The organism is Kitasatospora sp. NPDC088779, assembly GCF_040685395.1.
Lineage (GTDB): Bacteria > Actinomycetota > Actinomycetes > Streptomycetales > Streptomycetaceae > Kitasatospora.
The window spans coordinates 21,996-37,119 of the sequence record NZ_JBFBHW010000073.1 but is presented as its reverse complement, the minus strand read 5'-3'; the positions used below and the strand labels follow the sequence as shown (position 1 = coordinate 37,119).

Sequence of the window (15,124 nt, the reverse complement as noted above, 5' to 3'; positions counted from 1 at the left end):
CCTGGACCAAGACCGCCGACGAGATCCTCAAGTCCCTCGCCGACTACCTCGCCAAGATCAACCCAGTCGTCCAGGCATCACGGTAATTACTACCCCCATGATTTGTGGCGCATCACACTAGTCACCGATCGGTCGGCCGTGTTGCCGAGGAGGCATCGAGACTTGCTCCACCGCGTACTGTTGTTGTTCCGCAGGCACCACACGGCTCGGCGCGCTGTCGGTCGCTCCGGAGGTACGGGACGCGCGCCACTCGCGCGGGGACACCCCGTAGGCGGCGCGGAAGGCCCGGCTGAAGTGTGCCGGGTTGACGAACCCCCACCGCTGGGCGACCGCCGAGACCGTCGGCACGGTACCGCCGCGCCGGGCCAACTCCCGGGCGCACGCCTCCAGTCGGCACCGCTGGACGAGCCGGCCCACCGTGACCCCTTCGCCTTCGAAGACCCGGTGCAGGTAGCGCACCGAGATGTGGTGCGCCTGGGCGATGCTCTCCGGCGACAGCTCCGGATCGCCCAGGTGGCGGTTGATGTGCTCCCGCACCCGCTGGACGAGATGGCCGCTCCAGGTGCGGGAGTCGGTGGCCGCCGGTTCGGTGAGCTGGCCGACGAGCATGATGAGCAGATCGGCGACACTGCCGGCCAACCGGTCGCCCACGGAGGCGGGGTAGGAGTGCGCGGAGGCCGCCAGTGTGTCCAGGAAGGGGAGCAGGACGGCCCCGAACCCCTCGGTGGAGGTGATGGCCGTCCCCGCCGCCTGCCGGATGTCGCACTCCGGTAGCCCAAGCAGCCTGCGCGGCACCTGGAAGACGTGGGAGCGGAAGCGCTCCGGGTAGTCGAAGGAGTACGGCCGCGCGGTGTCGTACAGCACGAGGCCGCCCTCCGCCACCTCCGCCCGACGCCCGTCCTGCCGCAACACGGCGCGGCCGGACGCCTGTACACCCACCCCCACCTGCGGCTCCGCCTGCGGGGACCGGGCGATCAGGCCGGCCGTGCGCGACACCCGCGTCGCGTCCGCCTCCATCGTGGACACCCGCAGGTATCCCAGCCGGTGCGACACCAGGCGGCCCTCGAACGGCCGGTCGGCCAGCGGCACCACCTCCACCGGCACCAGCGTCCGCGACACCGCCTCTCCCCAGAACTCCGCCTTCTTGTCCTCCTGGATGGAGGCGGTGGTCACCGTCACATTCACCTGACTGCCCCTCTCGGCCGACGCCCTGCGCAGTCAGCCTGGTCCGCGGGTCGCCGGCGGCGCTAAGTCATTTGACTGCCGGTTCGCGGGGCGGGGGCGATCGTGCGCTCTCGGCACAGGCGCAGTGCACGGGCAGAACAGGAAGCGGCCCGAGAGGTGATGCCGAGCTTGGGAAAGATCTTGTAGAGGTGCGCCGCGACGGTCCGGGGCGACAGGCGGAGCGCGTGGCCGATCTCCTTGTTGCTCAGGCCGGTCGCGGCGAGCCGGGCGACGCGCAGCTCCTGGCCGGTCAGCTCCGCTGCCGGGGCGGCCGGGGCGGCCGGGGCGGCCGGGGTGGCCGAGGCTGCAGCAGCGGCCAGGTGGCCTGGTGCAGGGCGCCGAAGGCGAACTCCGTCTCCGCTTCGACGCCGACCGCCCGCAGGACGGCGAAGCCGAGCAGCGGGCGCCCTGAAGGGCATCTCCCCGCAGAATCCGCTGCCACCGCGCCGACTGACAGGCCACCGAGCCGACCGACTGACGGGCTGCAACAACTGGACGGAAGCCGGGCCGTAGTCGGACCACAGAGCCCTGGCGGCGCCCTGACGAGGAAGCAGCCGCCTGCCGCGCAGTGCACAGAGCCTGTCCCAGGGCGCACGGGCCGGGATGTCGCGGGTTGCCTGTCACGGGCGACGCCTACGCTCGTGAACGGTCACTCCCCGCAACAATGACGAGGCGCAGAGGTGTGTATTCGTGGAGCGATGGACCAGGCGCGAGGACGGGCGGCTGCTCACCGGCCAAGGCCGCTACGTCGCCGATATCGCGGTGCCGGGTTGTCTGGACGCGGTCTTCGTCAGAAGCAGGGTGGGCCACGGCACTTTGCGCGAGGTGGACTGTGCCGCCGCCCGTGCGGTGCCCGGTGTGGTGGGGGCCTGGTCTGCCGCGGAGCTGTCGGAGTTGCCCGCGGTGCCGTACACGGTGCTGGCCGGGCTGTCCCACGAGGAGTCGGTGGTCGGTCGGGAGTGGCCGGCGCTGGTGAAGGACCGGGTGCGGTACGCGGGCGAGGCGGTCGCGGTGGTCCTGGGGGAGGACCGTTACCGGGCCGAGGACGGGGCGGCGGAGGTCTCCTGCCGGGTCGATCCGCTGCCCGCGATGGTGACGCCGTCCGCCGCGGCGGACGATTCGGTGCGGCTCTTCGACGGGCTGAGCAACATCGCGTTCCGAGGCGAGGCCGGGAAGCCGGTCGAGGAGTCGGTGTGGCGGGAGGCGGCGGCCGTGGTGGAGGGCCGGTACCGCCAGCAACTGCTGATGCCCACGCCGATGGAGTGCCGCACGATCCTCGCCGTGCCCGAGGGGGACCGGCTGACGGTGTGGTCGGGGCACCAGATGCCGCATCGGCTGCGTCGTGAACTGGCGGCGTTGCTGGGGTGGTCGGTGGACCGGGTGCGGGTGGTGGTGCCGGATACCGGTGGGGCGTTCGGGTCGAAGAGCGCGGCGTTCCCGGAGTTCGTCGTGGTCGCCTTCCTGGCGGTGAGGCTGGGTCGGCCCGTGCGGTGGATCGAGGACCGGCTGGAGTCCATGCTGGTCGCGACCCGGGGTCGGGGGCAGGACCAGCGGGTGCGGCTCGCGGCTGACGCCGATGGGCGGTTGCTCGGCTACGAGTTGGAGATCGAGGCCGACGTGGGCGCCTATCCGCACCTCGGGGTGGGGCTGCCGATGCAGACCGCCTGGCTGGCGACGGGCCCGTACACCACTCCCCAGGTGCATGCGAGTGTTCGCTCGGTGCTGACGAACACGATGCTGACGTATCCCTACCGCGGTGCCGGCCGGCCGGAGGCGACGATCGCGCTGGAGCGGGCGATGGACGTGATGGCGCGTCGGCTGGGTCTGGATCCGGCGGAGCTGCGGCGGCGCAACTTCGTCCCGCCCGGGAGCTTCCCGTACCTGACGCCCACCGGGCGGTGCTATGACAGCGGGAACTACGCCGCCGCGCTGGACCTGGCGCTGGGAACCCTGGGGTACGACGAGTGGCGGGCCGAGCAGGCCCGGCGCCGCACGGATCCGGGCGCCCTGCCGCTGGGCATCGGCCTGTCCTGTTACGTGGAGCGTTCCGGTGGCGAGGCGGGCGGGCTGCACGAGTTCGGCAGTGTCGAGGTCGGCGAGGACGGCACGGTCACCGCTCGGTGCGGTGCGGCGCCCAGCGGTCAGGGACACGAGACGGTCTTCGCCGCGCTGGTCGCCGGGACGCTGGGGGTGGCCGAGGAGCGGGTCCGGTTGGTCGAGGGGGACACCGACGAGCAGCCCGAGGGCCTGGGCTCGTTCGCCAGCCGTTCCGCGCAGGTGGTGGGCGCGTTGCTTCAGCATGTCTCGCGGTCGCTGATCGAGAAGGCCAGGGAGCGGGCAGCGCGGTTGTGGGATCTGCCGGTTGACGAGGTGGAGTGGTCCAACGGCATCGTGCATGCCGCTAAGGACGGCCCGGCGGCCATCGGCGTGGCGGACCTGGTGAAGGTCACCGGGCCGTTGCGGGTGGACGACCGGTTCGAGTCGGGGATGGCCTTTCCGTTCGGCTCCCACGCGGTGGTGGCCGAGGTCGATCCGGAGCTGGGCACCGTCCGGCTGCTGCGGGTGGTGACCGTGGACGACTGCGGAGTGGTGCTCGATCCCACGATCGTGCGCGGGCAGGCCTTCGGGTCGGCCGTCCAGGGCATCGGCCAGGCGCTGTACGAGGGAATGACCTACGACGACGACGGCGTGCCGGTGCTGGCCTCGGGTCTGCTGGACTATCTGCTGCCGACGTTCACCGAGGTCCCGCCGATCGAGGTCAAGGACACCTGCACCCCGAGCCCGGCGACGCCGCTGGGCGCGAAGGGCGCGGGCGAGTCGGGGTGCATCGGTACTCCGGCCGCGATCGTCAACGCGGTGGCCGACGCGCTGCGGATCGCCGACCCGGACCTGTTGCAGATGCCGCTCACCCCGGACGTGGTCTGGCGAGCGGCCCGCGCCCCGAAACACGAGGAGGAGGTCCGGTGAAGCCCGCCGCTTTCGACTACGTCGTGCCGCGCACGGTACCCGAAGCCGTGGAGGCACTCGGTGACCTCGGGCGGAAGGCCCAGGTGCTCGCCGGCGGGCAGAGCCTGATTCTCGACATGCACCTGCAGCGCATCCGCCCCGAGCTGGTGGTCGACATCAACCGCATCGCCGGGCTCGACCGGTTGAGCGTGGACGGCGACACGCTGCGGGTGGGCGCCCTGGTCCGCCACGGCGCCTTCGAGTCGGCGCAGGCCGTGCCGGGCCCGCTCGGCGCGCTGTTCGCGCATGCCGCGGTGAACATCGCGCATCCGCCGATCCGCTCCCGCGGCACGATGGTGGGCAGCTTCGCCTGGGCGCACCCCGCCTCGGAGTGGTGCGCCATCGGCACCGCCCTGGGCGCCGACATCGAGGTGCGCGGCCTGGAGGGCAGACGCACGGTCGCGGCCCGCGACTGGTTCCACGGTCCGCACCGGACCGCGCGCCGACCGCAGGAGCTCATCACCGCTGTGCGGTTCCCGCTGCTCGGCGACGACACAGGGGTCGGCTTCGTCGAGCACCGGCGCACGCACTTCTGCTTCGCCCAGGTGGCCGTCGCCGCCGCGCTGACCGTGTGCGACGGGGTGATCAGCGAGGCGCGGATCGGCCTGGTCAACTGCGCCGACCGGCCGCTGCGGGCCCACGCAGCCGAGCAGTCGCTGATCGGCACCGAGGTCGGCGCGCCCGTGGACGGCTACCGGCTGCCCGACGGCCATCCGTTCACCCACGCGGGCCGGATCGCGGCGACCCAGGACGCCGCACCCCTGCCCGAGCCGTTCGCCGATGTCGAGTACAAGCGGCACGCCATCGCGGTCCTGGTCGGCAGGACACTGTGCCAGGCGGCGAACGACCAGCGGTCGCGCCTCGCCCAGCCCAAGGGAGACCACACGTGAAGATCACTCTTACGGTGAACGGGGAGGCGTATCCGCTCGACGTGGAGCCGCGCCGCATCCTCGCCGACGTGCTGCGGGAGGACTGCCGGCTCACCGGCACTCACCTGGGCTGCGAGCACGGGATCTGCGGGGCGTGCACGGTGCTGGTGGACGGCGAGGCCGTCCGGTCGTGCCTGATGTTCGCGGTGCAGTGCGACGGCAGTTCGGTGCGCACCGTGGAAGGGCTCGCCGGGCCCGAGGGTGAGCCCCACCCGCTCCAGCGTGCGTTCTCCGCCGAACACGCCCTGCAGTGCGGCTTCTGCACCCCGGGATTCCTGATGGTGGCCGCCGGGGCGCTGGAGGCCGATCCCGCCATCGGCGACTCCCCGGAGCGCGTCGACGGCCTGGTCGGTTCCAACATCTGCCGGTGCACCGGCTACGAACCCATCCGCCGCGCGATCCTGCGGGCCGCGCGCGAGCAGACCGGAGGAGAGCGGGACGCCGGTAACCGGTGACATCCCCGCGGGGATCATCGACGGCCACGCGCACTGGCTGCCACGCGACCTGCTCGCACACCGACCACGCGGCGATCGCCAGGGCCGCGGGTGCGCGGGGCATCCGGGTGGAGCAGCCGGCGGAGGTGCGCGAGGCCCTCCGGCACCCGGGCCCGGCCCTCGTCGACGTCGTCACCGACCCCAACGCGCTCTCCATCCCGCCCAGGATCACCTCCGAGCAGCTCATCGGGTTCGCCCTGTCCGCCGGCCGCACCGTCGTGAACGGCGGCGTCGGACGCATGGTGCAGCCGGCCCGCGCCAACCTGCGCAACATTCCCGGAATTTGATGCAGCGTCATGCAAGGGCGGCGGACGGCGGATGGGGTCTGCCGCCCGCTGCCGTACCTGTGCGCTGTCTTGGCGGGTCAGTTGGCGATGGTGGCGTGCATCTCCCAGGCCAGGATCTCCGCGGGTTCGACCGCGGTGACCCTCTGCCCGCCGATCGCGGTGAAGCGTACGGCGTCGCCGGCGGCCAGTGGGCCGATGCCTTCCAGGGCGACATTGCCGCGCGGGACGAAGAGGTGCACGAAGGGGGCGTCGGGCAGTTCGGCGCTCTGGCCGGGTTGCAGCCGGGCCACGTGCAGCGCCGCGTAGCGGTTCCTGATGCGGATGGCGGCGGCGCCGTCGTGCTTGTCCATCCCGGAGGCGACCGGGATCAGGCCGCCGGACAGCAGCGCGTCGTCGATTTCGAGCTGCTCATAGCCGGGTGTGATGCCACCCTCGTCGGGGACGACCCACATCTGCACGAAGTGGACGGGATCGGTGTGGGCGTCGGCGCCGCTGAGGCGCCAGGAGTCGTTCTTCTCCGAGTGCAGGATGCCGGTGCCGGCGCTCATGCGCTGGGCGAGTCCGGGGTAGATCACGCCGGAGTGGCCGGTGGAGTCCTGGTGGACCAGCGAGCCCTGTAGGACCCAGGTGACGATCTCCATGTCGCGGTGCGGGTGGGTCTCGAAGCCGCTTCCCGGGCGGACGGTGTCGTCGTTGTTGACGAGCAGCAGCCCGTGGTGGGTGTTGGCGGCGTCGTAGTGTCCGCCGAAGGAGAAGGAGTGCTTGGAGTCCAGCCAGTCGATCTTCGTGGCGAGGCGCTCGCCGGCGCGGCGGACGTCGACGCGGGGGTGGTTCGCGGTGGTGTTCACCGTGTTCTCCTTTCGGGCGGTCCGGGAGCTCTCGCGAGGGCCCGGTGGCGCCTTGTGGCACCCTGCACAAGAGAACATAGTTCATTGTTCAACTATTCCGTCCGGGGGCGCCTCGCGGGGGCGGTGTCAGGGCCCGTACTGCTCCAGCAGGCGCAGCCAGATCTCACTCATGGCGGGGAACGCCGGGACGGCGTGCCACAGACGCTCCAGCGGGACCTCGCCGACGATGGCGACGGTCGCCGCGTGGATCAGTTCGCCGACACCGGGGCCGACCAGGGTGCAGCCGACCACGACGGATCGCTGCTCGTCCGCGACCAGCTTGGCGTGCCCGCGGTAGCCGTCGGCGAGCAGCGAGGCTCCGGCGACGTCGCCGATCGGGTACTCCACCGCCCGGACCGGGAGCCCGGCCCGGCGGGCCTGCTCCTCGGTCAGGCCGACGGCGGCGGCCTCCGGCCTGGTGAAGACCACCTGCGGTACGGCGTGGTGGTCGGCGGTGGCCGCCCAGGCTGCCCAGGGGTGGGGTTCGCGTGGCGTCCGGCGGCGCGTGCCGCGATCGCCGCCGCGCAGGCCCTGGCCTGGTACTTGCCCATGTGGGTGAGCGGCGAGCGTTGGTTGATGTCGCCGGCCGCGTAGAGCCAGCCGGCGGCGACCTCCGTGACCCGGCAGCTGTCGTCCACGAGCAGCCGGCCGCCGGGCGCCAGGCCGACCGTCTCCAGGCCGAGCCCGGCGGTACGCGGACTGCGGCCGGTGGCCACCAGGAACTCCTCGGACTCCACCGTGGAGCCGTCGGCCAGGTACGGCGTGACCACGCCGGTCGAGCCGTCCCGGGTCAGGCGCTCGACCTCGGCCCCGGTGCGTATCCCGACGCCCTCGCCGCGCAGCCCGTCGGCGACCCGCACCGCGGCGAACGGCCCCCAGGCGGGCAGCAGCCCCTCGCCGCGCACCATGGCGAACTGCCAGCGGGACAGTTCCACCGTCGCGGACGACGCCATGGTGACTCCTGTCAGCGCTGCGAGGCGGGGTGCGGGTGGAGCGGGTGGGTCACAGCCGCACCAGTGGGGTGTCCACCAGGTGCTCGGCCAGGAACCACACCTGCGCCTCGCCGGTCCGCGCGACCTGGGAGACCAGCAGGTCGTTGGTGCCGTCGTCGCCGAGCGCCGCGACCCGGCCAGCGGCATCACGGGCGTCGACGAGGATCGCCTCGTGCGCCGCCAGCAGCCGCGACAGCATCGCCGGCACCTCCTCGACGCCGTCCGGCGGACGCGGGATCGAGGTGATCTCCGCGACGTGCCGCGGGTCGCCGACCGCCACTCCGCCGAGGGACTGGACCCGCTCGGCGAGCACGTCCACCAGCGCCAGTTGCTCGTCCGCGTGCTTGTCCAGCAGCAGGTGCAACTGGTAGAAGGTCGCCCCCCGCATCAGCCAGTGGTGCTTCTTGTGGAGCGTGTAGAGGATCCGGGTGTCCGCGAGTACCCGGTTGAGCCGCTGGCAGGCGTACAGGCGTACAGGCGTACAGGCGCGCATCGTGGGAGAGGCCGAGCGGAACCTGGGTGACGGTTCCGAACTCCTGGATCTCCTGGCCCTTCTGGTGCAGCAGTGGCTGGCTGCTGCCGCCGATGGTGGGGCGGTCGGAACTGCTCATGGGAACTCCCTCGGCCGTCGCGGTCCGGTGACCCCCCGGTCGCGGTCCAGTGACTCGGGCAAAGCTATGGGCGCGCGAAGTGCGGGATTGTTCCGAAGCGCACCGATCATTGCCCCTGCGCGCCCGGCTCGGGCGCACGCCGTCACCGAGCCGGGGTGAGCGGGTGATCGTCGCCCCCTGCCCGGGCGCGCCATTCGCGGGGCGTGACGCCGTAGGCGGCGCGGAAGACGCGGCTGAAATGGGTCGGGCTGACGAATCCCCAGCGCCGGGCCACGGCTGAGACGGTCGGTGTGGCGAAGGCGCGCCGGGACAGGTCGTGTGCGCACATGTCGAGCCGGCGGCGTTGGATCCAGCGGGTCACCGTGGTCTCCTCACCCTGGAAGAGCTTGTGGAGGTAGCGGACCGAGACGTGGTGTGCGGTGGCGATCCGCTCGGGCGAGAGTGACGGGTCGCCGAGACGGCACATCATGTAGTCCTTGATCCGCGCGAGCATGGCCGGCGCCATCTCCGGTGCCGTCGGGTCCAGATGGCCGCTGTGCTCCTGGATGAGCAGGGCCAGCAGATCGACGGCCGTGTCGGCGAGCCGGATCCCTGCGCAGGGGTCGAGCTTCGCCGCCTCGGAGGCCAGCTTCCGCAGGTACGTGGTGACCAGCCCGACGGATCCGGACGCGGATGCGAACGGCGCGGCGGTGGCCGCCCCGAGGTCTCGGTCGGACACGTGCAGGACGTGTCGAGGCAGCCGGAACGCGGTGAACCCGAAGGCGCCCGGGAACTCCTTGGCGAACGGGCGACTGGAGTCGCAGAGCGCCAACCCGCCCGGGCCGCAGATGATTTCCCGGCCGTCCTGGGAGATCCTCGCGTGGCCCTGGTGTTGAATCGTGAACGCGACCCAGCCCTCGCCGCCGGCCTCGATCGTTCGGCGGCTGCGGGTGACCACCTGCGGTCCGGCTGCCACTCCGGAGATCTGCACGACTCCCAGCCGGTCACTGCTGAGGGTCCCGGGGGAGGGCTCCCGTTCGAGGAGCCGGAGCTCCAGCGGAATGAACGCCCGCGCGACGGCCTCGTGCCAGAACTCGGCACGCTCGCCGGGGGACAGGGATTCGGTGGATACGGTGGTTGGCACAGGGCTCCCCTCGTCGTCAGCCGTGGGCGTTGGGCATGGAGTCACCACCGCTGACCTGGCACTATCTTGCAGGCGTCGCACAGGGCGGCGCTTCTGCCAGATGACCGGTCTCGGCGGTGGAACGCATGGAGCAGCCGCGGGCAAGGACCAACAGCAGGGGTGGGCATGGAGAGCTTCGGCGGCTCGGAGATCGTCGGCAGGGAGCGTGAGCTGGCGCGGATCGCGGGGGTGCTCGACGCGGTGGACAGCCGTGCCGGCGTCCGCGCCCAGGTGCTCGTGCTGACCGCCGAACCCGGCGCGGGCAAGAGCACGCTGGTCGACTGGGCCGCGGCCCGGGCGGCGGGCCGCGGCTTCCAGGTGCTGCGGGCTCGCGCCGGTGAGGGTGAGGAAGGTTTCGGATTCGCCGGGTTGCACCAGCTGCTGCGGCCGCTGCTGGGGGAGGCCGACCGGTTGTCCGCTCCGCAGCGGGAAGCGCTGCTGGTCGCCTTCGGTCAGCAGGCGGCTGCCGGCGACCGGCAGCCCGATCCGCTGCTGATCCGTTACGCGGTCCTGAGTCTGCTGTCCGACGCGGCCACCGGCCGGCGACTGCTCCTGCTCGTCGACGACGCCCAGTGGCTGGACCAGGGCAGCGTGGAGGTGCTCGCCTTCCTCGCCCGTCGGCTGGACGGCGAGGCGATAGGCGTCCTGCTGGCCGCGCGGGAGGAAGGCCTTCCCGGGCAATTCGACCGGGAGTTCGCCGTCCTGGCCGTCACACCGCTGGACCGCGCGGCCGCGGGCCTGCTTCTCGACCGCCAGCCGCAGCCGCCGCGCGGCCGGGCCCGGCTGCGGATCTTCGAGCAGGCTAGCGGCAACCCGCTGGCGCTGACCGAGCTGGCCCGAGCCGTCGCCCGGGAGCCCGGCGGAGCGAAGGGGGCGGACGCCGCCGAATCGCTTCCGCTCACCGCCCGGCTGGAACGCATCTTCGCGGCGGATCTCGCCGGCCTCCCGCAGCGGACCCGGCAGGTGCTGCTGCTGGCCGCCGCGGCCGGCCCCGCGCAGTTCTCCGAGGTGCTGCGGGCCACCCCGGACGCGGGGGACCCGCAGGTGTGGCTACCCGCCGAACGGGCGGGTCTGGTGCGACTGGAGTCCGGGCAGGCCCGGCTGCGCCATCCGCTGGTGCGCTCCGCCGTCTATCAGGCGGCCTCCTTCGAGGAGCGGCGCGCCGCCCACCAGGCGCTGGCCGAGGCACTGGTGGACGACCCCGACCGGCACGCGTGGCACCTTGCCGCAGCCACGCTCGGACCGGACGAGGAGGTGGCCGGGGCACTGGCCGCCGGCGCGGAGCGGGCACGCCGACGCGGCGGATACGCCGCCGCCGCGGCCACCCTCGAACGTGCGGCCGCACTGACCCCGGACGCGAACCTGCGGGCGAGGCGGCTGCTCGAAGCCGCCACCATGGCGATGCTCGGCGGCTGCCCCCAGTGGGTGGGCGAGCTGGCGGTCAGGGTCTGTGCGATCGCGGAGGACCCGGAACTGCTCGCCGAGGCGTCCATGCGCGCCGGCTGGTCCCTGGCGGTGACCACCCGGCACGAGGAATCGCTGGGATTTCTGGTGCCCGTCGCGCAGTCCATGGTCGAGCGGGCACCCCAGCTCGCCCTGGGCGCGTTGGGCACGGCAGCCACCCCGGCGTACAACGCGGGCTCCTTCTTCTACCGCGCGGAGCTGCGCCGGATCGCCGAGCTGGTGCCGGAACAGCCGGACGAGGTGGACCGGATCTGGCTGCGGGCCGGCACCGAACCCTTCACGGACCGCGAGTGGGCGCTGCCCGAGCTCCGCCGCTGCGTGGCCGAGGCGCCCGAGGACTCACTCGCGCATCTGGCCGAACTCGGCGCCGCCGCCTGGATTCTCGACGAGACGCAGCTGGCCGTTCGGCTGCTCGGCCAGGCGATGGACCATCTGCACCGGGCTCCGACGGCCGGCGGCAACGCGGTCGTCGCGCAGGCGCTCGCGCTCGCACTCTTCGACAGCGGTGCCTGGTCCGCGGCGCGGTCCACCGCGCAGGAGGCGTACCGGGTGGCCGTCGAGGTCGGCTCGGACAACGCCGCGGTGGGATCGCCCATCCTCCAGGGCACCCTGCTCGCGCTGCACGGCGACGCGAGCGGGGCGCGCGAGCTCATCGGGACGGCCGTCGCCGGGGTGGACCTGTCCTGCTCGCCCAGCCTGTTCGTACGGTCCTGCCACGCGCTCGCCCTGGCAGCCCTCGCCGAGGGTGACCACCTCGCGGCGTACCGGCAGCTGCGAGCCGTCTTCTCCCGCGACTTCCACCCCGCCCCGGTGCACTACCACGCGTCGTACTACTACCTCGGCGACCTCGCCGCCGCGGCTGTCCGCGCCGGTCACGAGGACGACGCGCGGGCCGTGCTGGAGGTTGCCGTGCGCTCGCTCGGCTGGCTGCGCTCCGCGCGCCTGGAGGTGGTGGTGAACCGGGCCTGCGCGCTGCTGAGCGGGCTGGACCAGGCGGAGCAGCACTTCCGCGCCGCCCTCGCGGACCCGGCCGGTGACCTGTGGCCCTTCGAACGGGCGCTGGTGCGGCTGGAGTTCGGGGAGTGGCTGCGTCGCCACCGCCGGGTCACCGAGGCGCGCACCGAGCTGAGCGCCGCCCTCGGCGTCTTCGAACGGCTCGACGCCCGTCCCTGGACCGAGCGGGCCGCCTCGGAGCTGCGGGCCGCCGGTGTGCCGACCACCCGTACGGAGACCGCCGGCCGCACGGCCGACCTGACTCCGCAACAGCTGGAGATCGCCCGCGCGGCCGCCGCCGGTCTGACCAACCGGGAGATCGGCGCCAAGCTCCTGCTCTCCCCGCGCACCGTCGGCTTCCACCTGCACAAGATATTTCCCAAGCTCGGCATCACCACCCGGACCCAACTGCACGACGCGCTGGGGGACGCGCAGCGTGCGGGCTGACCGCCGGTCCGCGTGGCGACGCCGGCCGGCCGCTACAGCTCGTCGTGGCCGGGCTTGAACGAGGTACCCACGACCGGCGGCAGCAGGGTGCGCGCGTAGCGCAGGACGTCATGGGCGTTGTTGACGGTGGTGCCACCGATGCGCAGGGGCGCGGGGCGCGGATTGGGGCCGACCCCCATCTCGTTCCAGTAGAAGTTGGACAGTGCGTCCCAGTTGTTCTCCAGCTGCTGCACCCAGGAGGGAATGCCGCTGCCCGAGCTTCCCCTGTCGTTCAGGACATTACGGAAGACGCCCTCGACGTCGTTGAACCGGACGGCCTCGGAGGTGAACTGGAGGAGCAGCATCAGCGCGCGGGCGGTCGTGCGCGGATCCTGATCGGCGGAGCGCTGGTTGGCCAGGTCGACGACGGCTCGCCGCACGCTGTCGAAGGAGACCGGCGTGGTGGACCGGTCCCGCTGGGCGGTGCGGGCGAGGGAGACGTAGTTGCCGCCGAACGGGAGCCTGCGGACTCCCGGAATCGGGGCACTGGCGAAGATGTCGTTGAAGACGTACGAGACGCCCGGGGCGGCCTGGGGGGAGAACCCCACCACGTAGAGATTGTCGGGATTGATCCAGAGGTCCACCCCCCGGCCGGTGCCGCCGTCGTCGTCGGCCGTCAGCGAGACCCTGACGACGCCCTCGTCGTGCTTTGTCAACGTCAACTGCGCTGTTCGCAGACATGGTTGACAGCAGATCGGACGAGTTGACGAGCTGTGTCCCGGCCTTGCCCCAGGGCGTACAAGCGCTGCCTGATTGCGTGCCCAACTGCCCAACTGCCCAACTGCCTGCCTGCCTGACGGGCCGGCCGGCAGTGGCACCCGGGTCGGCTGGGGACTGCGCGCAGAGACCAGAGGTCGGGCGCCGTCGGACAACGCGGCCTGGCCGGGCGGTTCTACGGTAGCGGCCACGCCTCGGGACTCGGGCGCCGGCCGGGCGACGCCGCGGCCGACACCCGCCGGGCGGACCACCCCGCACCATGAGGAGACGGAAATATGGCCAAGGACCGCGGCGACGTGCCGCTCCGGCACCAGGTGCTCTTCTACCCGGTGACCGACGCCGCCTTCGACACCAACTCGTACCACCAGTTCGCGACCGGCTACTTCCTGCGCCGCGACGGCATGGAGTGGTTCTGGGACCAGTACACGACCGACCCTGCCCAGCGCGCCGAGATCACCGCCTCCCCGCTGCGCGCCACCACCGAGCAGCTGACCGGTCTGCCCGCCGCGCTGGTGATCACCGGCGAGGCCGACGTGCTGCGCGACGAGGGCGAGGCATACGCGAACAAGCTCCGGGCGGCCGGCGTCCCGGTCACCGCCGTGCGCTACCAGGGCATCATCCACGACTTCGTGATGCTCAACGCCCTGCGCGAGACGCACGCGGCCCAGGCCGCCATCACCCTGGCGACCCAGACCCTGCGTGCGGCGCTGCACGCCGTCTGACGTCCGCTCCGCACCGTCGAGGACCCGGTGCCACCGTGCTGTGCACCGGCGGTGCCGGGTCCTTGTTCGCGCGCCCGGCTGAGCAGGCGCTCCGGGCCGCAGTGGTGCACGTCGCCGTGTGCCGTGTGCCGTGTGCCGTGTGCCGTGTGTCGTGCGCCGCTGCCGTGACCGATCCGGCGGCGATCCAGCCGAGTGTCCCGGCCGGTTACGACCGCGAGCCGCCGTCATGGATCTCGGCGATGTAGTCGCCGGGGAACTGCACCATCGCGCTGTCGCGCCGGGGGGAGGCGTACGGCCCCCACAGCACAGTCGCGCCGGCGGCCCGGGCCTTGGCGAGGGTCGCGGCGAGGTCGCTCACGGCGTAGCCGGTGCTCTCGCGTCCGAAGGGGTAGGGCAGGTGCCCGTCGGTGACCGCGACGGAGGTGTCGCCGAACGGTGAGCTGATCCGGATCCGCCGGTAGGAGGTGCCGGGCAGGCCGAGTTCGGCGCCCGGTGCGTGGTTGTCGTCGGAGACCACCGTGCCGCCGGTGAAGCCCAGGTACGAGTGCAGGAAGGATCGGATCGCGCCGCTCGGCAGGTAGAGCCGGTTCTCCGGTACGGACGCGAGCGCCGGGTACGAGGGTGCCTTGGTGTGCCAGTACAGCTGCGCGTAGATGCCGCCGGGGAACTGGACGATCGCGTCGCGGCCGATCGGGTCGGCGAACGGCGCGACGACCGTGTTCGCCCCGTCCGCCTCGGCCTTGCGCACGCCGCGGTCCAGGTCCGTGACGAGCCAGCCGGTGCGCTCGGCGCCGAACGGGTAGGGGACGGGCGTCTGGTAGTCGAAGACGGAGAGCGTGCCGACGGGGGAGAGGACGAGCTCGGACTTGGTCAGGCTCGGGGTCGGTGTGACGTCGGCGAGGACCTGCGGCGTGTTGGTGCCGCCGAAGGTCGCCTCCCAGCTGCTGACGAAGGAGTCCATCGCGCCGGGCGTCACGTACACGTGCGTCGTGTCGTACTGGGGGCCGACGGCGAGGCCGGGGCGTCCGGCGGTGGGCGCCGCGGGGGCCGACGGTGCGGTGACGAAGGCCAGCGCGGTGGTGGCGGTGACCGCCGCCAGCAGGCGCAGGGAGAGGCGCATGGGCATGTGAAGTGTCCTTCCGGGAGACAG

General features: G+C 72.5%; 11 protein-coding genes and 4 pseudogenes. 6 read left to right on the top strand and 9 right to left on the bottom strand.

The genetic code is table 11. From position 1 onward, the window contains the following. Positions 1–117: 117 nt before the first annotated feature. The gene (locus AB0P03_RS38165; protein WP_363588233.1) at positions 118–1,173 is read right to left on the bottom strand and encodes a helix-turn-helix domain-containing protein; all 1,056 of its coding nucleotides are present in this window, start codon (positions 1,171–1,173) and stop codon (positions 118–120) included. Positions 1,174–1,247: 74 nt separating this feature from the next. Continuing rightward, positions 1,248–1,484 (bottom strand): annotated as a pseudogene (locus tag AB0P03_RS38160) (helix-turn-helix transcriptional regulator); the annotation flags it as partial. 430 nt (positions 1,485–1,914) lie between these two features. Between AB0P03_RS38160 and AB0P03_RS38155 the strand changes: the two are divergent. The 4 genes and pseudogenes from AB0P03_RS38155 to AB0P03_RS38140 form a co-directional block, all read left to right on the top strand. Beyond that, entirely contained in the window at positions 1,915–4,191 is a 2,277-nt protein-coding gene (locus AB0P03_RS38155) for a xanthine dehydrogenase family protein molybdopterin-binding subunit (RefSeq protein ID WP_363633278.1), read from the top strand. Then, a complete protein-coding gene (locus tag AB0P03_RS38150) occupies positions 4,188–5,120 on the top strand; it encodes an FAD binding domain-containing protein (RefSeq protein ID WP_363633276.1) in 933 nt (310 codons plus the stop codon). The genes AB0P03_RS38155 and AB0P03_RS38150 overlap by 4 nt, the downstream gene beginning before the upstream one ends. Beyond that, positions 5,117–5,614, top strand: a complete 498-nt coding sequence (locus AB0P03_RS38145) for a (2Fe-2S)-binding protein (protein ID WP_363588227.1) — start codon at positions 5,117–5,119, stop codon at positions 5,612–5,614. The genes AB0P03_RS38150 and AB0P03_RS38145 overlap by 4 nt, the downstream gene beginning before the upstream one ends. Positions 5,615–5,646: 32 nt before the next feature. Next, positions 5,647–5,940, top strand: a pseudogene (locus AB0P03_RS38140) (thiamine pyrophosphate-dependent enzyme); the annotation flags it as partial. A 77-nt stretch (positions 5,941–6,017) separates the two neighbouring features. Here the strand turns inward: AB0P03_RS38140 and AB0P03_RS38135 are convergent. From AB0P03_RS38135 to AB0P03_RS38115, 5 genes and pseudogenes are all read right to left on the bottom strand, one after another. Then, entirely contained in the window at positions 6,018–6,788 is a 771-nt protein-coding gene (locus AB0P03_RS38135; RefSeq protein ID WP_363633274.1) for a pirin family protein, read from the bottom strand. Between the two features lie 126 nt (positions 6,789–6,914). Further along, positions 6,915–7,256, bottom strand: a complete 342-nt coding sequence (locus tag AB0P03_RS38130; RefSeq protein WP_363633272.1) for a hypothetical protein — start codon at positions 7,254–7,256, stop codon at positions 6,915–6,917. After that, positions 7,217–7,780, bottom strand: coding sequence for an FAD-dependent oxidoreductase (locus tag AB0P03_RS38125; protein WP_363633270.1), 564 nt, complete (start codon positions 7,778–7,780; stop codon positions 7,217–7,219). Before AB0P03_RS38125 ends, AB0P03_RS38130 begins: the two co-directional genes overlap by 40 nt. Before the next feature lie 49 nt (positions 7,781–7,829). Further along, positions 7,830–8,430, bottom strand: a pseudogene (locus AB0P03_RS38120) (DNA starvation/stationary phase protection protein). A gap of 142 nt (positions 8,431–8,572) precedes the next feature. Beyond that, positions 8,573–9,553 carry a helix-turn-helix domain-containing protein gene (locus tag AB0P03_RS38115; RefSeq protein ID WP_363588221.1) on the bottom strand — a complete coding sequence of 327 codons (981 nt, stop codon included), beginning with the start codon at positions 9,551–9,553 and terminating at the stop codon, positions 8,573–8,575. Between the two features lie 165 nt (positions 9,554–9,718). Between AB0P03_RS38115 and AB0P03_RS38110 the strand changes: the two genes are divergently transcribed. Then, positions 9,719–12,496 carry an AAA family ATPase gene (locus AB0P03_RS38110; protein ID WP_363633268.1) on the top strand — a complete coding sequence of 926 codons (2,778 nt, stop codon included), beginning with the start codon at positions 9,719–9,721 and terminating at the stop codon, positions 12,494–12,496. 32 nt (positions 12,497–12,528) lie between these two features. Here the strand turns inward: AB0P03_RS38110 and AB0P03_RS38105 are convergent, their stop codons facing one another. Further along, positions 12,529–13,353, bottom strand: a complete 825-nt coding sequence (locus AB0P03_RS38105; protein ID WP_363633266.1) for a ribosome-inactivating family protein — start codon at positions 13,351–13,353, stop codon at positions 12,529–12,531. 174 nt (positions 13,354–13,527) lie between these two features. Between AB0P03_RS38105 and AB0P03_RS38100 the strand changes: the two are divergent. After that, positions 13,528–13,974 (top strand): annotated as a pseudogene (locus AB0P03_RS38100) (alpha/beta hydrolase fold domain-containing protein); the annotation flags it as partial. Between the two features lie 205 nt (positions 13,975–14,179). Here AB0P03_RS38100 and AB0P03_RS38095 read toward each other — a convergent pair. Then, positions 14,180–15,100, bottom strand: a complete 921-nt coding sequence (locus tag AB0P03_RS38095; RefSeq protein WP_363633264.1) for a glyoxalase — start codon at positions 15,098–15,100, stop codon at positions 14,180–14,182. Between the last annotated feature and the right edge of the window lie 24 nt (positions 15,101–15,124).

What these genes read in the sequence shown, in the direction of transcription:
- AB0P03_RS38125 (WP_363633270.1), bottom strand. Translation starts at nt 7,780, where the DNA reads ATGGCGTCGTCCGCGACGGTGGAACTGTCCCGCTGGCAGTTCGCCATG.
- AB0P03_RS38110 (WP_363633268.1), top strand. Translation starts at nt 9,719, where the DNA reads ATGGAGAGCTTCGGCGGCTCGGAGATCGTCGGCAGGGAGCGTGAGCTG.
- AB0P03_RS38095 (WP_363633264.1), bottom strand. Translation starts at nt 15,100, where the DNA reads ATGCCCATGCGCCTCTCCCTGCGCCTGCTGGCGGCGGTCACCGCCACC.